This window comes from Kitasatospora sp. NPDC058478, assembly GCF_042720345.1.
Lineage (GTDB): Bacteria > Actinomycetota > Actinomycetes > Streptomycetales > Streptomycetaceae > Kitasatospora.
The window spans coordinates 52,505-73,935 of sequence record NZ_JBHXML010000003.1 but is presented as its reverse complement, the minus strand read 5'-3'; the positions used below and the strand labels follow the sequence as shown (position 1 = coordinate 73,935).

The window sequence follows — 21,431 nt, the reverse complement described above, 5'->3', positions numbered from 1 at the left end:
GCCCTGGCGAACCAAGCGGGTTGGTCAATCGGGAAACGCTGGCGGAAGCACGACGGTACGCCTCCCTCCCCGGCAGGAAAGATGGGGCACCGCGCGTCCCGGCCGGCCGCTCAGCGCTGCACGGCTTCGGCCTTCTCCATGGTGAGTACAGCACGGAGTTTCGCGAGGAAGCACGTCATGCGACTCATTCTCCTCCGACCGTCCAACTCATCGGTGGCAGGGCCGGATTCACGATGACCCCATGGTCCGTCGATGTCCTCGACCGCCGTGGGGTTGTCGTAGAGCGGCCAGCCCCCACTCGCAGGGGTGACCGTGGTGGCCGAGCTGGCGACGAGGTCAGCGTTCGGGCGGACGGTCCGGTGCGACCACAGCGCCGCCCCGTTCACTGGCGGGCGGGTCGGGGCAGTTCGTCGAGCCAGGCGCCGATGAGGCCCTGGACGGTCTCGGCGCACTCGACCTGCGGGTTGTGGCCGACGCCGTCGAGCACCGTCGCCGCCATCCGGGGGTAGTGGTCGAGCAGGGCGAGTTGGTCGCGCCAGCCCACCAGGGCGTCCTGCCGGGTGGTGACCAGCAGGTGCCGGCCCTGGTGCTCCGGCGCGCGGTGTTCGGGCCAGTGCGGCAGCAGGAAGTCGGCTTCGAGTTCGGCGGCGGCCGCCTGGTCGTGCGCGCGCCATCCCGGCCGGACGTACTGTTCGAAGAGCTTCCAGTTGCGCGTGGTGTGACGGGCCATGACGAGGCCGAAGAGTTCGCGGTCGGCGGGCGGGAGCCGGTCGAGGAGCTCGTCGTCGCGCTCGGCCACGGTCACGCCGGGCAGGGTCCGGTCGGGGCCCCAGTGCACGACCGGTACGAGCAGCGCCGATCCCAGGACCTGCGCCCCGAACCTCGCCGTCACCGCCCGGGCCAGTTGTCCGCCGAACGACTGCCCGAGCACGGCGAAGGGCTGCTCACCCAGTTCGGCGTGGATCCAGTCGAAGACGGAGTCGGCCAGGGCGGCCGCCGACGTCGTCCCCGGCAGCCGGGGGCTGGTGCCGTGGCCGGGGAGGTCGAGGTAGAGCCGCCGCCACCCGGGGCGGTCGGCGAAGGCGGGTTCGACGGGGAGCAGGACCCGGTGGTCGACGGTGTAGCCGTGGATCATGACGAGCGGTGTGCCGTCGCCGAATTCGAGGTGCCGGATGGCGGAGTCGGTCATGACGGAAGGGTCCAACCATCACACCAATGGCAAGGTCAAGCCGACAGGCATCCCGACGTCGGCTCACACCTCGGGCACACACCTCAGACGCACACCTCGGGCTCACGCCTCAGGCCCGGCTCTTGACCTCGGTGAGGTACTCCCGGATGGCATCGCGGTTACGGGTCAGGCACTGGATCCGACGGGTCATCCGCTCCGTCTCGGACTCCAGGGTGCCGATCATCTCCGGTGTGGCGTCGGCGAAGTGGATCGTCCGCGGGCTGTCCAGGCAGGGCAGGATCTGCCTGATGATCCGCGTGGGCAGTCCGGCGTCCAGGAGTCCGCGGATTTGCAGGACCCGGTCGACGAGGTAGTCGTCGTAGGCGCGGTAGCCGTTCGCCTCGCGGTGCGCGGTGATCAGACCCTGCTGCTCGTAGTAGCGCAGCAGGCGCGGAGGAGTGTCCGTCAGCCGGGCGAGTTCGCCGATACGCATGTGACCACCCTCACGCCCGACCGGTGCCGTTCCGGGCTGGACCTTGACATGGATGTCAAGGATAGACGATCGGGCCCATGCCCGAACTTCACTCCCCCAGCCCCTCGAACCCGCCCGCCACCCGGCTTCCCCAGCCCCCGAACCGGCCCGCCATCCGGCTTCCCTGGCCCAGCCTGCTGGCCCTGAGCACCGCCGGATTCGTCACCATCATGACCGAGGCCCTGCCCGCCGGCGTGCTGCCCGCGATGAGTGCGGACCTCGGCGTCAGCCAGTCCGGCGCCGGACAGTCCGTCACGCTCTACGCGGCCGGCTCCATCGCGGCTGCCATACCGCTGACCGCCGCTACCGCCGGCTGGCCGCGCAAGCGCCTGCTGCTGCTGTCCGTCGGCGGCTTCGCCGCGGCCAACGCCGTCACCGCGGTCTCGACGAACTATCCCCTCACCATGGCGGCGCGCTTCGCCGCGGGCCTGGTCGCAGGCCTGCTCTGGGCCCTGCTGGCCGGGTACGCCCGCAGCATCGTCGCGCCGGAGCAGCGCGGGAGGGCGATGGCCGTCGCCATGGGCGGCTCGACGGTCGCCCTGTCGGTGGGCGTGCCCGCCGGCACCCTGGTCGCGGCGCTGGTGGGCTGGCGCACCACCTTCGGACTGATGAGCGCCGTCGCCGTGGCACTCACCGCCTGGATGCTCGTCGCGCTCCCGGCCGTCCCGGGGCGGCCCGGCCACGCCCGCACCCCCGTCCGGCGGGTGCTGCGGATCCCGGGGGTGGCGGCCGTCCTCACCGTCACGGCGGCCTTCGTCCTCGCCCACAACCTGCTCTACACGTACGTCGCGGCGCTGCTCGCACCCCTGGGGCTCGGCGGCCGGACCGACACCGTCCTGCTCGTCCTCGGACTGTCCTCCCTGCTGAGCATCCTCGGTACCGGGGCGCTGATCGACCGCCACCTGCGCACCCTGACGATCGCCGCCTGCGCCCTGCTCTCCGCCGCGGCCCTGTCCGTCGCCGCCGCCCTGCTCACCGGCACCTCCTGGCCCGTCTACGGCAGCGCCGCGGTCTGGGGTCTCGCCTTCGGTGGCGCCGCCACCCTCCTGCAGACGGCGGTGGCCGACGCGGCCGGCCCGGCCGGGGACATCGCCCAGTCCCTGCTCGTCACCTGCTGGAACCTCGGCATCGCCGGCGCCGCGCTCACCGGCGGCATCCTCCTCGACCACGGCGGCCCGAGCACGTTGCCCTGGTCCGCCCTGGCCCTGCTCGCCGCCGCCCTGACCGTCACCGCCGCCGCCCACCGCCACGGCTTCCCCCGCCCCACCGGCCACCCGATCGGCCACCCGCCCCGCTGAACGGTCCGGCCGTCCGGTCGGCTCTGCTGCGGCAATCCCCGAGGCCGTGGTGACGGGAGTGCTGCTGGTTGGTGGCGAGGCCGGCGTCCGTGAGGCGGGCGGTGGCCGCAGTGACCTGGTCGGTGGTGGCGACTTCGACGCCGAGATGGTCGATGCGGGTGTCCTCACAGGCTGGATTGATATCTGCCGATGCAACCTTGCGCCCTGGATCGAAGTTCGTCAACATAGACGTATGTCGAATCAGGAACTTCGAGTGCTCGGCCAGGACGACGACGCGGACGGATGCTGCCCCGGGCTGCTGACCGCCCCACTGGACGAGGACCAGGCCGTGGAACTGGCACGGGTGTTCAAGGCGCTGGGCGATCCGGTGCGGCTGCGGCTGCTGTCGATGATCGCCTCCCGGGCCGGGGGCGAGGTGTGCGTGTGTGACCTGACCCCGGCCTTCGACCTGTCCCAGCCGACGATCTCCCACCACCTGAAGCTGTTGCGGCAGGCCGGGCTGATCGACTGCGAGCGCCGGGGCACCTGGGTGTACTACCGGCTGGTCCCCGAGATGACCGACCGCCTCGCCGGCATCCTGACCCGCCCGGCGGCCGAGCCCCTGCCCGCACCCGCCGGGTCCGCCTCGTGAGCACCGAAAACGCGCCGAACGCACCGAGCACACCAGCCGCACCAGCCACACCAGCCGCACCGACCAGACCGAACGCTCCAGTCGCGGCCCGGCTGTCGTTCACGGACCGCTACCTCGCGCTGTGGATCCTGGCCGCGATGGGCCTCGGCATCGGACTGGGCCGCCTGGTGCCCGGCCTCGGGGGCGCACTGGCGAAGGTGACCGTCTCCGGCGTCTCGCTGCCGATCGCGCTCGGCCTGCTGGTGATGATGTACCCGGTGCTCGCCAAGGTCCGCTACGACCGTCTCGACACCGTCACCCGCGACCGCCGCCTCCTCGTCCCCTCCCTGCTGCTGAACTGGATCGTCGGCCCGGCGCTGATGTTCGCCCTCGCCTGGCTCCTCCTGCCCGACCTGCCGGAGTACCGCACCGGGCTGATCATCGTCGGCCTCGCCCGCTGCATCGCCATGGTGATCATCTGGAACGACCTGGCCTGCGGCGACCGGGAGGCCGCCGCCGTCCTCGTCGCCCTCAACTCCGTCTTCCAGGTCGTCACCTTCGGCGCGCTGGGCTGGTTCTACCTGTCCGTCCTGCCCGGCTGGCTCGGCCTGGAACAGACCGCCCTCAACGTGTCGGTGTGGGAGATCGCCCGCAGCGTGCTGATCTTCCTCGGCATCCCGCTCGCCGCCGGCTACCTCACCCGCCGCCTGGGCGAGAAGGCCAAGGGCCGTACCTGGTACGAGGGCACGCTCCTCCCGCGCATCGGCCCCTTCGCCCTGTACGGACTGCTGTTCACGATCGTCATCCTGTTCGCCCTCCAGGGCGAGGCCGTCACCTCCCGGCCGTGGGACGTCGCCCGGATCGCGCTGCCCCTGCTGGTCTACTTCGCGCTCATGTGGACCGGCTCCCTGTTCCTCGGCCGCGCGGTGGGCCTGGACCACCCGCGGGCCACCACACTCGCGTTCACCGCCGCGGGCAACAACTTCGAACTGGCCATCGCCGTCGCCATCGCCACCTTCGGCGCCACCAGCGGCCAGGCCCTCGCCGGAGTCGTCGGCCCCCTCATCGAGGTGCCCGTCCTCATCGGCCTCGTCCACGTCGCCCTCGCCGCCCGCCGCCTGTTCCCCCAACCCGCCGCTCCCGGAGGTTCCGTCCGTGCCTGAGCCCAAGCCGTCCGTGCTCTTCGTCTGCGTCCACAACGCCGGACGCTCCCAGATGGCCGCCGCCTTCCTCACCCACCTCGGAGGCAGCCGGGTCGAGGTCCGCTCCGCCGGCTCCGCCCCCGCCGACACCGTGAACCCCGCCGTGGTCGAGGCCATGGCCGAGGTCGGCATCGACCTCTCCGCCGAGGTTCCGAAGGTCCTCACCGCCGAGGCCGTGCAGGCCTCCGACGTGGTGATCACCATGGGCTGCGGCGACGCCTGCCCGTACTTCCCCGGCAAGCGCTACCTCGACTGGAAGCTGGACGACCCGGCCGGCCAGGGCATCGACGCGGTACGCCCGATCCGCGACCAGATCGAGACCCGGATCCGCGGCCTGCTCACCGACCTCGGCATCCAGCCCAGCGCGTGAGAGCCCATCGGTAGCCCGGGGCAGCCCTACACGCCGGGCGCACCCCGACACCGGGCGTTCGGCCGCCGGCCACCGACCGCCAGCCACCAGCCACCAGCCACCGAGATCCGGACAACTCGGGCCCGCAGCCGTCCGAATTCGCCGGGACCGTCGGCGGCCGGGCGGCGGCTGCTTCTACGCTCGCGTCCACACCATGGTCCGAGGGGGGAACGCCGTGGCCCGTAGGCCCGTACGACGACGCCGGTCCACTGCCGCCCGCCGCGCACAACAGGCCCGGGACAACGCGCTGACGCTGGGCATCGCGGCGCTGGTCGCGGTCGCCGTGGTGTCGTTCGTGCTGACGTGGCTGGCCCACCACCTGCTCCTGGTCGCCGCGCTGCTGGCCGTCGGCCTGGTGGTGTGCGCCGTCGTGCTGCGCCTGCGGCAACTGGCCCGGCGGCGGGAGCTGGCTGCGCGCACGGCGCAGCTGCGGCACATCGGCCCGTTCCTGACCATGAGTCCGAAGGCGTTCGAACACGCGCTGGCGGACCTGTGCAGGCGGGACGGGTGCACGAAGGTGACGGTGGTCGGCGGGGCCGGCGACCTCGCGGCGGACGTCCTGGCCACCACCCCGTCCGGACAGCGGCTCCTCATCCAGGCCAAACGGTACGGGCCACGGACCTCCGTCGGCTCCCAGGACGTCCAGAAGGTCAACGGCACCTACCGCGACGTCCACCGCTGCGACCTGGCGGCCGTGGTGACGACCAGCTCGTTCACCAAGGCCGCCGCCGCGTTCTGCGCGAACGTCGGCATCCACGCCATCGACCGCCGGGCCCTGGCCCTGTGGGCCGAGGGAACCGGCAAACCCCCCTGAACCCCCGGGCCCGCACCGGCCCTGAAGCTTGTTGCAGAAGGCCGGAGGGCAGATCGGTGTGTGCTCTGACCTGTTGGTTCATGCGGTTCGGGCCGGGGTTGTGCATGTGAGCGCTGGCCTGCACCACACGGTGCAGGCCAGCGCCTTTCTGTCGGCAGCCTCGGGGAATCTGACTGCCAATCAGCGATCAAGGAGAGGCCGTTCTTGACCGACTGATGTGTGAACGTGAGCGCTCGCCGACCGTGTCGACCTTCGATCGGTGTGCGTGCTACGTTCCGTGCCCTAACCACACATAGGTGACCCCGGCAGCGCGCCAACGCTCCGGGGTCCGGCAACAGGAGACAGACCTCCCGATGCGTGTCCATCGTAGCGCCCACGTGCGCGATTTCACCGTGCTGCCCAACACCATGCTCCAGTACCGGCGGCTGTCCTACACCGCTCGCGGTCTGCTCGCCGACCTCCTCTCCCGCCCGGACGGCTGGCGCGAGGACGGCCGGCACATGGCCGACACCAGCCCCCAGGGGCGCAGCGCCATCCGCAAGGCGCTCAAGGAACTGACCGAGGCGGGCTTCTACCGGGTCGAGAAGATCCGCATGCCCGACGGCACGATCATCACCGAGACCCACGTCTACGACACCCCACAGCTGATGCCGCCGGGTACCACCCGCCCGGCGCCCGGTGAAGCGACCACCGGCGGCGCTGACGCCCTGGTAAAGAACCCGGCGAAAGAACCCACCCACCCCTCCCGGCAGTCCCGAGAGCCCGTCACCACCCCGGGGACGGAAAGGCGGGAGGGGGACTCCGAAAAGGACGCGCCGGACGAACAGCTCCGCGAGGCGGTCGCCACCCTGTTCCGGGTCATCCGCCCCGAACCGCGCCTGCACCTGGGCGAGGCCGAAGCACACGAACTCGCACCCCTGGTCGCCCAATGGCTCGAACGCGGCAGCACACCCACCGACCTCACCCAAGCCCTGCTGCCGGGCCTGCCCACCCCGATGCACTCGGCAACCGCCGTGCTCCGCTACCGCCTACAGCACAAGATGCCACCCGACCAACCCGCCGAACGACCCACAGCAACCCGCCACACCGAGTGCACCAAATGCCACGACCCAGTCCCCCACCCCGGCATCTGCCGCACATGCGCAGGCCTCGGTGCACGAACGCTCGCCGTCGGTGGGGGCGAGGCGGCCACCCGCCGCGGTGTGGCCTGCGCCAGGACGGCCCTGCGGGCCGCGAAGACCGCCGGCATGAACCTGGGGAGACTGGCCACTGTCGGATAGCCCTTCCCCAGCAGCGAGTTCAGGCTCGCGATGCCGAGATCCAGCGCCAGCCCCATGGCACTTCAAAGAGCGACTCGCAGTTGTTCATACCGTGCCGACGCCACCTGTGAACGTCCACCGTGCGCCGGTACCGTCCTTGTAGCAGCGCGGGCCTGCGGGGCCGGTGTGGCCACGTTTGAGGAGGAGCACACACGATGATGCGGATCTTCACCAAGACGTTCACGGACCCCCACACCCAGCAGCGCTCCCTGGCCCACCACCGCTGGATCGCCCGCGCCAACCCCGACGTACGCATCCCCCAAGTCGTCCACATCCACCCCACCGCGATCGACTTCGAGCACCTCGACGGTCACCACGGCACCCCCGACGACCTGCTGACCCTGGCCGACCTCCTCGGCCACCAGCACACCACCGCCCACACCCACGACCTGCACGCCGCCCACCTGAACACACCCCACACCAGCGCCGACCACACCAGCGGCGACGTCGCGACCGCCGACGTCGCGACCGCCGAGGTCACGATCGCCGACTTCGCCGACAGCCGCCGCGAGCGCCTCCACCGGCTTCTGGCCACCGGCACCGTACCGGCCCCGCTCCTGACCCCCGGCGCGATCGACGGCTGGCTGGAGCAGGCCGCCACCATGCCCGCCGCCTTCTACAAGGACGCCAACCCGCGCAACTTCCTCATCACCGACACCACGGTCGCCGTCATCGACTTCGACTCCCTCACCCTCGCCCCCTTCGGCTACGACCTCGCCAAGATCATCGTCACCATCGCCATGACCGCCGGCCCCCTACCCGAGGACACCATCCGGCGGACCGTAGCCGCCTACAACCGCCATCCCGAGCAACGCGGTCTTCCCGGTTGCTCCTGGCGGGAGTTCGCCGCATGGTGCGAGTTCCACCACATCCTCACCACGCCCCACCACGGCACCAACGGCTACCGGTACAGCTGGCATGCGATCAGGCCGGCCTGGACCACCGACATCCTCCGGAACTCCGACAAGGAGTCCGCACCGTGATGAACACCAGCATGACGCTCCATTCGGTCTATCAACCGACAATGTGACACATCTGCGTGATGATCCGATTTCAGACGGTGATCGACGCGTTCTCGACAGTCCCACTGATCCGCTCATCACGCACGGGCCCTTGCCGCCACGCTGTACCCGCCGCCACCCCTACGGGTGCGCGAGATCAGGAGGGGACATGGCGAGGGGCACCGCCCACCAGGTCGAACTGCTACGCGCAGAAGTCGGGACGGCCCTTCAGGCCGGCCTGGAGGAGATCCGCAACCACACCGACAGCCTGCGAGCCGAACTCACCGCGACACTGGCGGCCGGCCTGAGCGAACACCGCGACGAGTTCTTCGAGGCGATCGCCAGAGAACATCAGGAGGCCAACCGCAGCCTCCACCTCCAGTTGGGCAACCTGCGCAACGAACTCAGCGCTCGGCAGAACAGTGGCCGCGTCCCCCTGGACGGCGGCCCCGCCGAGGCGCCCCTGCCCGCCATCGACTCCCCCGAGGCCGCGGGCCAGCCGACGGAAGCCGCTCACCCGCCCGGCGGCGATGCCAGCAGCAGCAACTCCCCTGGTGCCAACGAGCTCCCCGAAGCCGAGCCCCCGGCATCCGAGCAGGCCGCACAGCAGGCCACAGAGCCGGCCTCCCCCTCCGTGACCGGCGCGGCCACGGAATCTGACAGCGAGGAGACAACCGTGTCCGAGACCACCCCTGCCGACGACGCGCCGACCGCCCCGCACGTCCTCACCAAGGACCAGCTCAGCCAGATCGCCGCCGAGGTGGCCGCCCAACTCGCAGACCTGTACCGTCCCTCCGGCCCCACGGAGCAGGACACGAAGGTCGATCTGGAGAACACGGAAGCAGTCGCGCCGGACCAGGCCGTGACCGACGACCTCCCGAGCGGCCGCGCCGACGACGTGTCCGGTCTCATCCCGGAGCCCTTCCTCTGGGAGAACCACGTCAACACCCTTCTCAAGGCCGCAGCCGTGAAGACCGTCGCGATCTCCTGCCACCCCGAGACCTGGGACTTCCTGGCCGCCCAGGCCCAGGGCGCCGACCACTTCTCGAAGCCGGTCAACGACGGCAACGAGGACACGATCCTGTCCGGCCCCAGCACCATCGCCCTCCTCAACGCGCTCCGGGAAACCGCCTACAGCGGAGTCGGCGGCGGCATCGGCACCAGCATCGGAACGTGGGCCCTCGCCGTCACCAGCTACGAGCGCATCGCCGCCGTCATCAACAGCACCCGGCCCGCCGACGAGCAGGCCGGCAGCGACCGCCTGCACCAGCCGCACATCGTCCTCGACGACCGCAGCACCACCAACTCGCCCGCCACCAACTGACCCACCGACACAGCAACCCCGCCCTCAGCGGACGGCGCTGGAGACCGATGCGGAAACGACGAGGGCACATCCACGGCGCATGAGGGCCAAGAACGCCGCTGACCAGCATCAACCACCGCAGGCCGGTCCGGCTGGCCAGCGGAGCTTTGGCAACAAGAACAGAAGGTCACGGACTCGCGCGGAGGGGATCAGCTCGCTGCGCACCCGGGCGCGCGAGGCGTTGTCATAGGGGCTTGGCAGGATGCTCCCATGCTCGCCATCCGTCCTGACCAACACCGTGACGACCGGTCCGGTCCTCCCGATCTCCGGGGTGACTTCGAGGTGCACCTGACCGTGGAGCCCGGCGCCGCCGAGGCGCTGGCCGGGTGGGCCGGCGGTCATGGCCTGAAGTTCACCCACATCCTGCTGGCGCGCGGTGCGGCGCCCTCGCAGCCGATGCTCACCCTGCGCGCCAACGGCTCGTTGGACGAGGTCGCTGCGGCGACGTCCCGCACCACGGGCCGGCTGGTTCGGGCCGGGTTCACGGTCCTGCGGACGAAGATCGAGGCCACGCCGTGGGCGGAGGGCGTTCCGGTCTCGGACGAGGACGCCGTGCTGCACGGGGCGCGCCGGTACTTCGAACACCACGTCAAGCTGCTGCTCCCGGACCCGCATCCCACGGCCGACCCTGCCCGTCTCGCCGACCCTGCCCGCCTTGCAGACCTCGCCGAGTTGGCCGTCCGCCACGGCGCGCACCTGTCGCACAGCCCGCGCCGAATACGCGACGACGGTCGGCGCGAGTGGTTCGTGACCCAGCGGTGCCGCCTGGTCGGCCTGAGCACCGCGGGCCACCGGCTGGAGGCGCTGCTCCGGGGCCTTGCCGCCGACGGTCGCGAGGTGGTGTCGGTGGAGCGCGAGTTCGTCGCCGTGGACAGCGACGAGGCCCTGGACGACGGATGGATCAGCGAGCACGAGCAGAAGCACGAGCACGAGCACAGTGCCGGACCGTACGGAGAGGGAGAAGACCCGCGATGACCGAGGACCAGCCCCAGTCGCCAGTGGCGTGGGAGGAACTGCAATACGGGCCGTGGCAGGGCGTCCTGCTCCCCCGACAGCCACCAGCGGAGGACGTCCGCGAGGACCGGGGCCTGCCCAGGAGCGTCCGGCCGATCGACGACGAGGCGGTGAGCCAGCAGCCGGTCTTCGACCCCGCCCTCGCCGGGTACGCCCGGGCCCTGCGGCCCAGTGAACCCGCCTTCACCGACCCGCAGCTCGCCCGACCGTGGCTCGCCGCGCGGCGCGAGGCGCTGAACACCGTACTGTCCGCCGTCGCCGGCTCGCAGTGGTCCGAGCACCTGGTCCTGCGCGGGAGCGTCCTGCTGCGGGCCTGGTACGGCGAGCAGGCGCGGGAGCCGGGGGACTTGGACTTCGTGGTCCGCCCGACGGACTGGCAGCTGGAGGACGAGCGCACGGACCGCATGTTCGAGGAGCTCGCCGCCGACGCCGAACGGCTCTCGGGCGCGGTGCGGCTGCACGCGGACCAGGCGGTCAGCGACGAGATCTGGACGTACAGCCGGATTCCCGGGCGCCGGCTCATCCTGCCGTGGTCGGCACCCGGCGTCCCGGGCGGGACCGTCCAGTTGGACTTCGTCTTCACCGAACACCTGCCCGTCCCACCGCAGTCCTACCAGCTCCCCGGCGTCACCGGCCGGTTGTTCGCCGCCACGCCACAACTCTCCCTCGCGTGGAAGATCCTCTGGCTGGTCTCGGACAACCACCCGCAGGGCAAGGACCTCTACGACGCGATCCTGCTCTCGCGCACCGACGAGGTGCCCTACGACCTGCTGCGGCAGGTCTTCACCCAGTCCGACGAGAGCTGGTCGCGCTGGCCGGTCCTCCCGGAGCAGATCTCCGGGCTCTACGTCGACTGGGACGAATTCGCCAAGGACTACCCGCAGTTCGCCAAACCCGTGGAGGAGTACCCGGCGCAGCTGCTCGCCGGGCTCCACGCGACCTTCGCCGGCCACGGCGAGTACACACTGCGTGCCCAGTGGCTGGCCCCGCTGATCGAGGAACTGCGGGAGGTGCTGGCGCGCGAGGGCATGGCCGAGGTCCAGCAACGGATGTCCCAGCGGCACGTGCTCCCGGACAACTCCCTGGTGATCACCCGCGAACTACTCGGCGACGACCTTGACGGCAACCTCGAAGACGCCCACCGCGCCGTCGCCGCCCACCTCAGCGACAAACCGGACCGGAAGACCCGCAAGCTGGCGGAGGCCGCCACTCGCTACGCCGCCGAGCTCGCCGAGCTCGCCGACGAGCCCCCGGCGGACGGCACCCACACCTGACACCGACCCCGGCGGGTACCCGACACGGGAAGAGGTTCCCGACCGCCGAGGAAGCCCAAGGCTCGCCGACCGACCGACCGTGGCCCGGTCGGTCGGTCAGTCAGTCGGCGAGCCGGGAAGGGGAGGTTCAGCGGGCCAGCAGCTCCCGGATCGCCTCCGCGATCTCGTCGGGAGCCTCCTCGGCCATGAAGTGCCCCGCCCGGGTCAGCCGGTGGTCGAGGTCCGGCGCCCACGCCTTCCACACCGCTGCCGCGTCATAGCCCAGTTGCGCGCCCCAGTCCTGCTGGACGACCGTCACGGGCATGGCCAGCTGCGACCCCGCGTCCAGGTCCGCTCGGTCGTGCGTGACGTCGATGCCCGCCGAGGCCCGGTAGTCCGCGACGATCGACCTCACCGCCGCCGCGCTCGCCCGCAGGTATTCGGCACGGACATCCTCGGGAACGGCGGTCGCGTCGTTGGCCCAGGAGTCGAGGAACGAGCCGAAGAACGCGTCCGCGCTGTTGGCGATCATCGTCTCCGGCAGGCCCGGCGGCTGCGCCATCAGGAAGAGGTGGTAGCCGACCGCCGCCGGGACGCCGTGCAGGACGTTCCACATGTCGAGGGTCGGCACGACGTCGAGGATGCCCAGGTGCGTGACGGTCTCAGGGTGGTCCAGCCCCGCCCGGAAGGCGACCAGGGCGCCCCGGTCGTGGCCGACGAGGGCGAAGCGCTCGTGGCCGAGGGCGGCCGCCAAGTTCACGACGTCGGCGGCCATGGTGCGCTTGGCGTACACCTCGGGGTCGGTGGCCGCCGGCTTGTCGCTGGCGCCGTAGCCCCGCAGGTCGGGGCAGATCACCGTGTGTTCGTCGGCGAGCCGCTCGGCAACGTGGCGCCACATCAGGTGGGTCTGGGGGAAACCGTGCAACAGCACGACCGGGCTCCCGCTGCCGCCGACGGCGGCAGCCAGCTCCACCCCGTTCGCACCGGGCAGGCGGACGGGGTCGAAGCCGGGAATGGTGAGCGTCATGAAGGGCCATCCTTGTCGGTCGGGGGCTGACCGGACCAGCCTGGGCGACGGCGATCAGCAACGGATCAGTACCGGCCGCCAGCACATACCGGTCACTGCGCGCCGATCAGCAGCCGATCAGTACGGTCAAGCGCAGCCGACCCCCGGCACGGAGGATGGGGGCATGCGAATCGACGTGCTCGGTGCCGTGCGAGCCTTCCGCGACGACGGCAGCCCGATCGACCTGGGCGGCCCCCGCCATCGGGAGGTGCTCGCCCGGCTCGTCGCCGCCGAGGGGCGGATGGTCACCACCGACACCCTCGTCGACGACCTGTGGACCGATCCACCGGCCCGCGCCGTGGGCGCTCTGCGTACGTTCGTCGCCGCGCTGCGCCGCGCCCTCGAACCCGACCGGCCGCCCCACGATGCGCCGCGCGTCATCGTCACCGAAGGGCCCGGCTACGCGTTGCGTCTGTCGCGTGAGGACGTGGACGCCCACCGCTTCCAGGACACCCTGGCCCGCGCCCGGCGCCGCCCCGGCACAGTGACCAGCCCCGACACAGCTACCGGCCCCGACACAGTGACCAACCCCGACACGGTGGCCGACCTCAGCGCGGCACTCAAGGACTGGCGCGGACCCGCGTACGCCGATGTGACCGGCGCCGCATGGGCACGGCGCGAGCGGACCCGGCTGGAGGAATTGCGGATGGAGGGGGTGGAACTGCGCGCCCGCCTCCTCCTCGACTCCGGCGAAGGGGCCGGTCTCGTCGCCGAACTGGGCGCCCACGTCGCCGAACACCCGTGGCGTGAGCCGGCCTGGGGGCTGCTGGCCCGCGCGCTGTACCGCGCGGGCCGCCAGGCCGACGCGCTGGCCACCCTCCGCCGCGCCCGCGCGATGCTTGTCGATCAACTCGGACTCGACCCTGGCGCCGAACTCCGGCGTCTGGAGACGGACATCCTCAACGGGGCCGCGACCCTCGAAGGCGCCCGTACCGGGTGGAGCGGCCCCGGCGTCCGACTCGGCCCGCGCACCACCGTGGATCTGGCCCGCACCCTCGCACTGGCGGGTGGCGACGCCCTCGTCCACTCGCGACGCGACCGCCTCGCCGCCATTCAGGCGGCGGAACGCACGGGAGACCTCTCCCTGACCGCCCGGATCATCGGCGCCTACGACGTGCCCGCCATCTGGAGCCGGGCCGACGACCCCGAGCAGTCCCGCGCGGTCGTCGCGGCTGCCGAGCGCACGCTCACCGCGCTCGGCACCGGCGGCACCGGCAGCACCGGCAGCACCGACGGCCCCGCCGACCTGTCGGCCCGCCTCCTGGCCACGGTCGCCGTCGAGAGCCGCAGCGCCGACCTGTCCGCGGCCGAGCTGGGGCGCGCGCGGCAGGCGGCACAACAGGCGGAGGCGCTGGCGCGGGGCCTGGCCGATCCCGCCCTGCTGGTCTTCGCCCTCAACGGGGTGTTCCTGCAGTCCTTCACCCGCCCCGGGCTCGCGGCGGTACGGGACGGGATCGGCGCCGAGATCCTCGATCTGGCCGCCCGGCACGAGCTGCCGAACTTCGCCGTACTCGGCCGACTCGTCCGCCTCCAGTCCGCCTCGGCCCTCGGGGACCTCGACGCCGCGGCCTCGCACGCCGAGGCCGCCGAGCGGCTCGCCGCCACCACCGAGGCGCCCCTCGTCCCCGTCCTCACCGGGTGGTTCCGGGCCCGGGCCACGGCCGCCCGCAGCACCGAACCGGGCGGGCCGACCGCCGCCACGGCCGCAGCGCACTACCGGGCCGCCGAGAACGCCCTCCAGCAGGCCGGAATGCCGGGGCTGCACCGCGGCCTGTTCGCGCTCGCGCTCCTCGGGCTGCGCCTGCTGCACGACCGGCCCGCACCCACCGACCCGCACCTCGACTGGGGCCCGTACCGGGCTTGGGCGCGCCCCCTCGTGCTGCTGGCCCAGGACCGGGTCGAGGAGGCCCGTACCGCCCTCGCCGCGGTGCCCGAACCGGCGCGTGACCACATGCAGGAGGCCATGTGGTGCCTGACCGCCCGCGCCGCCGTACGCCTCGGCGAGCCCGGAATCGCCGCACGCGCCGGGGCTTCCCTGCGCGGTGCCCGTGCGGAACATGCCGGCGCCGCCAGTGGAATGCTGACGCTGGGCCCGGTGGCGCGGTACCTGGCGGAGGCGGAGGCATGCGCCGGAGCGGGGTAGGCGGTGCCGCCCGGGTACCCGGCGCCCCCGGCCGGCACCTCACCGTCTACCGGGCCGAACCCTCCCCCTCCCCTGCCCGGCCTACCCCGCGGTCCTGATCACGCACAGGCGGCGGGTGGCACGGGTGAGGGCGACGTACAGGTCGCGTTCGCCGGCCGGGCGGGCGGCGGTGATCTGGTCGGGGTCGACGACGAGGACGGCGTCGAACTCCAGGCCGCGCGCCTCGGAGGCGGGGACGAGGCGGACGTGTCCGGGCAGGCCGGCGGCCTCCAGCTCCGGCAGGCGGGCGTCTGCGCAGACCACGGCGAGGAGGTCGCCGGGGTGGGCGGCCGTCTGGGCGCGCAGTTCGGCCAGGACGGCGGCGGCGAGGCCGTGGGCCGGGGCGGTGAGGGTGCGCGGGGGTTCGCCGTGGCGGATGGCGCGGGCGCGGGCCTGGCCGGGGGCGATGCGGGCGAGCAGGTCGGTGGTGGTGGCGAGGATCTCCTGCGTGGTGCGGTAGCTGACGGTCAGGGTGTGCAGGTCGAAGCGGCTCCCGGTGTGCGGGTGGAGGGCCTCGTGCCAGTCGCGGGCCTGGGCGGCGGGGCCGGCCTGGGCGAAGTCGCCGACGACGGTCATCGAGCGGGTGGGGCAGCGGCGCAGCACGGCGCGCCACTGCATCGCGGTGAGTTCCTGGGCCTCGTCGACGACGACGTGGCCCCAACTGCGCTGCGGGGGGCCGTCGAGCAGGGCGGCGGCCTCGTCCAGCAGCGGAAGGTCGGCGTCGGTCCACGGGGCGTCAGGGGCGCGCAGCAGGCGGGCGCGCTGGTCGTCGGAGAGGTGGGGCAGGTGGGCGGCGAGGGCGGCGGGGTCGGTGAGCAGGGCGCGGACGGCGTCGTGCGGGGTGAGGGCGGGCCAGTGGGTGTCGAGGACGCGGTCGAGGTGCGGGTCGTCCAGCAGGGCCGCGCGAACGGCCTCGGCGTCGAAGGTGCCGTCGGTTCCCGCGGTGCCGCCAGCACCCGCGGCATCGTCGCTACCCACGGCCTCGTGGGCACGTGAGCCGTCGAGACCGAGCCGGCGCAGATCGGCGGCGGCGACGCGGTCGAGGTTGAGGCCGGTGAGCTGGGCGACCTCGGCGTCGAGCTGGTCGAGGGTGTCGGCGGTGTCGCGTTCGAGGGCGCGGGTGAGGGCGTCGGCCAGCAGGTCCTTGAACAGGTCGCGGGCGCGGTTGTGGGCGAGGCCGTCGGCGGTGGCGGCGCGGGCGGCGACGGCGAGGTCGGACTGCGGCAGGTGCACCTCCTCCTGGCCGACCCGTATGGCCAGGCCGTCCGCCGCCGGGGCCTGGTGGGCGCGGACCACGGCGGCCAGGGCGTCGGCGAGGGCGGGGTCACCCTTGAGGCGGGCGGTCTGCGGTTCCTCGGGCGCCGCCGGGCCGGGGGTGGCGGGGGCGAGGTCGGCGCAGGTCGCCAGGGCGACGTCGTTCTCGCCGAGCGAGGGCAGCACCTGACAGATGTAGTCCAGGAAGCGGGCGTTGGGGCCCAGCACGAGGACGCCGCGTTCGGCGGCGCGCGGGAAGGCGTACAGCACGTACGCGGCGCGGTGCAGGGCCACCACCGTCTTTCCGGTGCCGGGGCCGCCCTGCACCACCGTCACCCCCCGGTGGCGGGAGCGGACGATCGCGTCCTGCTCGGCCTGGAGGGTGGCGACCGCGGCGCCCATGCGTCCGGTGCGCCGGGCCGACAGGGCCTCCAGCAGCGGGCCGTCGCCGATCACGTCCTCGCGGGTGGGGTCGGAGCCGTCCAGCAGTTCGTCGCTGACGGCAGCGACGGTGCGGCCGTCCAGACGCAGGTGGCGCCGGCGTCGCAGGCCCATCGGGTGGACGGGCGTGGCCTCGTAGAAGGGCCTGGCGGCCTCGGCCCGCCAGTCCACCAGCAGCGGCAGTTCGTCCGCCTCGGTGTGCAGGCCCAGGCGCCCGATCCGCAACGTGGTGCCGTCGGCGGTGTCGAGGCGGCCGAACACCAGCCCGTGGCCGGCGCCTTCCAGGCGGCGCACCTCCCCGGCCCACCGCGCGGCCTCCACGTCCCGCTCGTACACGGCCCCGGCCCCGTCGGCGGGCGCGGCGAGGGTACGGGCCAGTTCGGCGCGCGCCTGCTCCAGACGCCGGTCGTACTCGGCGCACACAGCCCCCACCTGCACGTTTTCCGCCTGCACCTGGCACTCGGCACGGTCATCGCTGTACGGCACGACGGGCCTCCTCTCGGGTTCGGGCCGTCACTATGCGGGGGCGGGCGGGGGAAAGTAAAAGTTGACGAACGCGCCGCCGTTGCGCCCTCGGCGCCTCACTTCCCCAACTCTCAACCCACACACCACATCTGATGTAACGCCAAATAGTCACGCACGGGTGGCCGCTGAGCACGTCGGGGCCGCAGGGTGAGCGGCTGGCGACGGCGTACGACGGAACCGGCACGCCATAGGACGCCCCTATAGCGCCTAGCGACGCGCGAGCAGTGGGCGCGCCTGGACGCGGGGCCGGGCCAGGACACCACCACTCCCCCGCTTGGGCGCGACGGCCAACCCGACGACATCGCCGACGCGGTGCTGTTCCTCCTGTCCGGCCGGGCGAGTTGGCCGGCTGGTTGGCTGGCTGGCTGGTTGGCTGGCTGACGGGGAGCAATCTCGTCGTGGACGGCGGCGAGTTCCCCAGGGGCTGACGGCAACGCACCGCGGCCCCGGCTGGTGGCCTGGTTCGACCGGCCCGGCTACCTTGATCACATCGGCGGCCGGCAGCAGGGCATCCGATGCCGACCAGGTCGGCAGACCCGGAAGAATCCAGATCCGAGACACCGAGGAACCAGAGATGCGCACCCTGATCAGCACCGCCTTCATCTCGCTCGACGGCGTTGTGGAAGGCCCGGGCGGGGAGCCCGGTTACCGGAACTCCGGCTGGACCTTCAAGGACATCGAGTTCCTTCCCGAGGCCTTCGAGATCAAGGGGCGGGAGCAGCAGGAGGCCACCGCGATGCTGCTGGGCCGGGTCAGCTACGAGGCCTTCAGCTCGGTGTGGCCCGACATGGCGGACTTCGCCGACTACAAGGTGATGCCGAAGTACGTCGTCTCCACCACCCTCACCGAGGACGACCTGGTGTCGAACTGGGGCGAGACCACGATCCTGCGCTCACTCGACGAGGTTGCCGCGCTGAAGCGGACCGAGGGCGGCCCGATCATCGTGCACGGCAGTGCGACCCTGAACCAGGCCCTCTCCGACGCCGGTCTGGTCGACCGCTACCACCTGCTCGTCTTCCCGCTCCTGCTCGGCGCGGGCAAGCGCCTGTTCAGCACCACCGACAAGGACACCCAGAAGCTGACGCTCGTCGAGCACGAGGTCTACCCCAACGGTCTGCAGAAGCAGGTCTTCGACGTCGTCCGCTGACGTTCCCCGCCCCGGAAAGCCCCCGCGCCGACCACCGCGCGGCGCCGGCCCCGCCGCAGGGGCCACGTCCCGCCGTTGCGAGCCGTCGGCGCGGGGGCTACAGGTCCGCGAGCCAGGGATGCCCGGGGTGGACGCAGGCGAGCAGCTCGGCCAGGGTCTCGCGCTGCGCCGGGGTCATCAGCGGGACGGTCGTGTCGAAGTCCGCCTGGTCCTTCCGGCGGAGGTGCTTGGCCTTGAACAGCAGGACCAGCTCGGGCGCCAGGTACGGGATGCCATCTGCCGTGTGGCGGATGATCTCGCTGTAGGGAAAGCGGATCCTCTCATCGCGCCGGCAGATCCAGACGTCCCGGTCGTGCGGCTCGCGGAACACATCGAGCAGGTAGTCACCGGTGGCCGGATCGCGCAGCCAGGTCTGATGGGTGGCGGCCAGCACCCCCGGTACGGCATCCTCCCAGATCCGGCCGCTGCCCACCGCGTCGAAGACGTACCCGGGGAAGCGGCTGCGGACCTCGGGAAAGCTCGCGGCCGGAATCGCGATCTCGATGTCCCCGTGCGCACGCGCCTGCCCGCCCCGGAAGAGGTCCAGCGCCCACCCCGCGGCCACACACCACGGCGTGCCGACCCCCGCCAACCGCCGCGCGACCTCCTCCGGCGTCCAGCACGACGACCACCTGTCGTCGAGGGCCGCAATCTCGTCGGCCGACAGTTCGACCCCACCGCCGGGCAGTTGCTCACTCACCCCAGGAATCTACCAACAGCCCTGCAGCGCCGTGGCCGAGATCGGTACGCCCGGGCGACGACTCAGGGGACGGCCTCCACGGACTCGCCCGGCGGGTGGTGCAACCGGTGCAGGCCCGCGTAGACGGAGCTGCGGAGGAGGAGCTCGGTGTGGGTGCCGTGGGCGACGATCCGGCCCTGGTCGAGCAGGACGATCTGGTCGGCGTCGCGAACGGTCAGCAGGTTGTGCGAAATGATGATCGTCGTGCGATCGGCCATGAGCAGGCGCAGCGGGCCCATGATCCGTTGGCTCGACTCCGCGTCCAGGGCCGTGGTGGGCTCGTCGAGGATGAGGACGGGGGCGTCCCGGACCATCGCGCGGGCGATCGCGAGGCGCTGGCGCTGGCCGCCGGAGAGCAGGCGACCGCGCTGGCCGACCAGGGTGTCGTAGCCGTCCGGGAGCCGGGTGATGAACTCGTGGGCGTCCGCCGCCCGGGCCGCCGCCAGGATCTCGGCCTCACTCGCCTCGGGGCGCCCGTAGGCGATGTTCTCCCGGACGGTGCCGTGGAAGACCAGGGTCTCCTGGAGCACCACCGCGACGTTCTCGCGCAGGTCGGTGAGGGCGAGGTCCCGCAGGTCGAGGCCGTCGAGCCGTACCGCGCCGTCGTCCGGGTCGTAGAAGCGCAGCAGCAGCTTGGCGACGGTGGACTTGCCCGCACCGCTGGCGCCGACCAGGGCCAGCGTCGCCCCCGGTGCCACCTCGAAGGACACCCCCGACAGCGCGGGCGCCTCCACCTCCGGGTAACGGAAGGTGACGTCGTCGAACTCGATGCCGCCCCGGGCGCGACCGAGCGGCCGGGGGGTGACGGGATCGGTCACCTGTGGACGCTGGTCGAGCAGTTCGATGATCCGCTCGGCGGCGGCGGAGGCCGCGTAGAAGGTGTTGCCGAGTCCGGACATGCTCTGGATCGGGCCGTAGAGCCTGCTCAGCAGGGTGAGGAAGACGATGAGGCCACCGAAGGTGAGCCGGCCGTGCACGAGTTCCCAGGCCCCGAGGCCCATGACCACCAGGCCGCCGAGCAGTTCGACGAAGTCGACCGCCGGCCCGTAGAGCGCTCCGATCCTGGTCGAGGCCATCGCCGCGTGGTACCGGCCGACGCTCTCGCGCTGGAATCGGGCGTGCTCCCAGCCCTGGCGGTTGTACGCCTGGACGAGCGCGATGTTGCCGAGCGTCTCCTCGGCGACCGCGCTGATCGAGCCGCTGCGCTGGCGGCGTTCGCGCGAGGCCGCCCGGATCAGCTTGGCGAAGCGGCGGGCGGTGAGGAAGAACAGCGGCGCGGCGACCAACGCGACCAGGGTCAGCTCCCAGCGCAGCACCAGCAGCAGGCCGACGTAGATGCCGAGCCGCGCCACCTGGCCGAGCGCGTTGACGATGCCGGAGAGCAGGAAGGTCTCGACCGCGTCCACGTCGCCGGTCACCCGGGACAGCACGTCGCCGAGCCGCCGGCGCTCGAAGAAGCCCAGTGACAGGCCCTGGATGTGCCGGAACACGTCCGACCGCAGGATGAGCAGGAAGCGTTCGCTGACCCAGGTGGAGATCACCCGGCGGGCGAAGCCCAGTACTCCGGAGAGCAGGGTCAGCCCTACATAGGCGAGGGCGATCGGCAGGAACAGGTTCAGCCGGTGCGGAATGAGCATGTCGTCGATGACGATCTTGAACAGCCAGATCTCCATCGCCTCGATCGCCGGGCCCACCGCGACCAGGGCCAGCAGCACCACCAGCCATCGGCGGCCGCCCTTGGTGTAGGGCCAGAACCGCCGGAAGATCGCCTGGAGCGGGACCGGCGGTGCCGCGGCGACCACATCGGAGGTCTCGGCGACCGTGAGCAAGCGTCGCAGAGCCGACCGAAGCCTGTGTTTCCTCGTCATCTCACGGTCTTCTCGCTCGTCCCCGAGCCCAGATCACTTCCGGATTGAGAGGAACTCCCGATCAAAGAGGCCCTGCTCCGGAAATGGAAGGTCTCCACACGCACGGCCGGCGCGGGCCCGCACGGGGTCACTCCCGGCCGACACGGCAAAGCCGGGCACACGTGCCCGGCCCGCTCTCACAGGGAAG

18 protein-coding genes and 2 pseudogenes are annotated in these 21,431 nt (G+C 72.1%); 13 read left to right on the top strand and 7 right to left on the bottom strand.

Annotated elements, in window-relative coordinates:
• Positions 1-382 precede the first annotated feature (382 nt).
• Both ACFWPT_RS02485 and ACFWPT_RS02480 read right to left on the bottom strand, forming a co-directional pair.
• Complete coding sequence (locus ACFWPT_RS02485; protein ID WP_380478914.1) at positions 383-1,189, bottom strand: alpha/beta fold hydrolase; 807 nt, start codon at positions 1,187-1,189, stop codon at positions 383-385.
• 109 nt (positions 1,190-1,298) lie between these two features.
• Entirely contained in the window at positions 1,299-1,661 is a 363-nt protein-coding gene (locus ACFWPT_RS02480) for a MerR family transcriptional regulator (protein ID WP_363584314.1), read from the bottom strand.
• A gap of 77 nt (positions 1,662-1,738) precedes the next feature.
• Here ACFWPT_RS02480 and ACFWPT_RS02475 point away from each other — a divergent pair, with 77 nt between their 5' ends.
• Positions 1,739-2,998 carry an MFS transporter gene (locus ACFWPT_RS02475; protein WP_380478912.1) on the top strand — a complete coding sequence of 420 codons (1,260 nt, stop codon included), beginning with the start codon at positions 1,739-1,741 and terminating at the stop codon, positions 2,996-2,998.
• A 58-nt stretch (positions 2,999-3,056) separates the two neighbouring features.
• On the opposite strand, the pseudogene ACFWPT_RS02470 reads toward ACFWPT_RS02475, so the two are convergent.
• Positions 3,057-3,161 (bottom strand): annotated as a pseudogene (locus ACFWPT_RS02470) (glyoxalase/bleomycin resistance/dioxygenase family protein); the annotation flags it as partial.
• A gap of 69 nt (positions 3,162-3,230) precedes the next feature.
• Between ACFWPT_RS02470 and ACFWPT_RS02465 the strand changes: the two are divergent.
• The 9 genes from ACFWPT_RS02465 (at position 3,231) to ACFWPT_RS02425 (ending at position 12,004) form a co-directional block, all read left to right on the top strand.
• Positions 3,231-3,629: an ArsR/SmtB family transcription factor gene (locus ACFWPT_RS02465; RefSeq protein WP_380370889.1), complete on the top strand. Its 399-nt coding sequence runs from the start codon at positions 3,231-3,233 to the stop codon at positions 3,627-3,629.
• A gap of 137 nt (positions 3,630-3,766) precedes the next feature.
• Positions 3,767-4,771 carry an ACR3 family arsenite efflux transporter gene (gene arsB / locus ACFWPT_RS02460; protein ID WP_380479075.1) on the top strand — a complete coding sequence of 335 codons (1,005 nt, stop codon included), beginning with the start codon at positions 3,767-3,769 and terminating at the stop codon, positions 4,769-4,771.
• Positions 4,772-4,823: 52 nt separating this feature from the next.
• The gene (locus tag ACFWPT_RS02455; RefSeq protein ID WP_380479073.1) at positions 4,824-5,180 is read left to right on the top strand and encodes an arsenate reductase ArsC; all 357 of its coding nucleotides are present in this window, start codon (positions 4,824-4,826) and stop codon (positions 5,178-5,180) included.
• Between the two features lie 214 nt (positions 5,181-5,394).
• On the top strand, positions 5,395-6,033 hold the full coding sequence (locus tag ACFWPT_RS02450) for a restriction endonuclease (protein WP_380478910.1): 639 nt from the start codon (positions 5,395-5,397) through the stop codon (positions 6,031-6,033).
• 353 nt (positions 6,034-6,386) lie between these two features.
• Entirely contained in the window at positions 6,387-7,313 is a 927-nt protein-coding gene (locus ACFWPT_RS02445; RefSeq protein ID WP_380478908.1) for a hypothetical protein, read from the top strand.
• Between the two features lie 194 nt (positions 7,314-7,507).
• The gene (locus tag ACFWPT_RS02440; RefSeq protein ID WP_380478906.1) at positions 7,508-8,335 is read left to right on the top strand and encodes a phosphotransferase; all 828 of its coding nucleotides are present in this window, start codon (positions 7,508-7,510) and stop codon (positions 8,333-8,335) included.
• Between the two features lie 187 nt (positions 8,336-8,522).
• Positions 8,523-9,677, top strand: a complete 1,155-nt coding sequence (locus tag ACFWPT_RS02435) for a hypothetical protein (RefSeq protein ID WP_380478904.1) — start codon at positions 8,523-8,525, stop codon at positions 9,675-9,677.
• Positions 9,678-9,998: 321 nt separating this feature from the next.
• Entirely contained in the window at positions 9,999-10,691 is a 693-nt protein-coding gene (locus ACFWPT_RS02430) for a hypothetical protein (protein WP_380478902.1), read from the top strand.
• The gene (locus tag ACFWPT_RS02425) at positions 10,688-12,004 is read left to right on the top strand and encodes a nucleotidyl transferase AbiEii/AbiGii toxin family protein (RefSeq protein ID WP_380478900.1); all 1,317 of its coding nucleotides are present in this window, start codon (positions 10,688-10,690) and stop codon (positions 12,002-12,004) included. The genes ACFWPT_RS02430 and ACFWPT_RS02425 overlap by 4 nt, the downstream gene beginning before the upstream one ends.
• Before the next feature lie 127 nt (positions 12,005-12,131).
• Here ACFWPT_RS02425 and ACFWPT_RS02420 read toward each other — a convergent pair whose 3' ends face one another.
• On the bottom strand, positions 12,132-13,010 hold the full coding sequence (locus ACFWPT_RS02420) for an alpha/beta fold hydrolase (protein WP_380478898.1): 879 nt from the start codon (positions 13,008-13,010) through the stop codon (positions 12,132-12,134).
• Between the two features lie 163 nt (positions 13,011-13,173).
• On the opposite strand from ACFWPT_RS02420, the gene ACFWPT_RS02415 reads away from it, so the two are divergent.
• Positions 13,174-15,192: a BTAD domain-containing putative transcriptional regulator gene (locus ACFWPT_RS02415; protein WP_380478896.1), complete on the top strand. Its 2,019-nt coding sequence runs from the start codon at positions 13,174-13,176 to the stop codon at positions 15,190-15,192.
• Between the two features lie 81 nt (positions 15,193-15,273).
• Here ACFWPT_RS02415 and ACFWPT_RS02410 read toward each other — a convergent pair whose 3' ends face one another.
• Complete coding sequence (locus ACFWPT_RS02410; protein ID WP_380478894.1) at positions 15,274-17,412, bottom strand: HelD family protein; 2,139 nt, start codon at positions 17,410-17,412, stop codon at positions 15,274-15,276.
• A gap of 249 nt (positions 17,413-17,661) precedes the next feature.
• On the opposite strand from ACFWPT_RS02410, the pseudogene ACFWPT_RS02405 reads away from it, so the two are divergent.
• Together ACFWPT_RS02405 and ACFWPT_RS02400 are read left to right on the top strand one after the other, a co-directional pair.
• Positions 17,662-17,879: pseudogene (locus ACFWPT_RS02405) on the top strand (hypothetical protein); the annotation flags it as partial.
• A 146-nt stretch (positions 17,880-18,025) separates the two neighbouring features.
• Complete coding sequence (locus ACFWPT_RS02400; protein WP_331744967.1) at positions 18,026-18,598, top strand: dihydrofolate reductase family protein; 573 nt, start codon at positions 18,026-18,028, stop codon at positions 18,596-18,598.
• A 97-nt stretch (positions 18,599-18,695) separates the two neighbouring features.
• Here the strand turns inward: ACFWPT_RS02400 and ACFWPT_RS02395 are convergent, their stop codons facing one another.
• Together ACFWPT_RS02395 and ACFWPT_RS02390 are read right to left on the bottom strand one after the other, a co-directional pair.
• Positions 18,696-19,337, bottom strand: a complete 642-nt coding sequence (locus ACFWPT_RS02395; protein ID WP_380478892.1) for a nucleotidyltransferase domain-containing protein — start codon at positions 19,335-19,337, stop codon at positions 18,696-18,698.
• Positions 19,338-19,399: 62 nt separating this feature from the next.
• Positions 19,400-21,205 (bottom strand): ABC transporter ATP-binding protein, encoded by a 1,806-nt coding sequence (locus ACFWPT_RS02390; RefSeq protein WP_380478890.1) that lies wholly within the window; start codon positions 21,203-21,205, stop codon positions 19,400-19,402.
• Positions 21,206-21,431 lie beyond the last annotated feature (226 nt).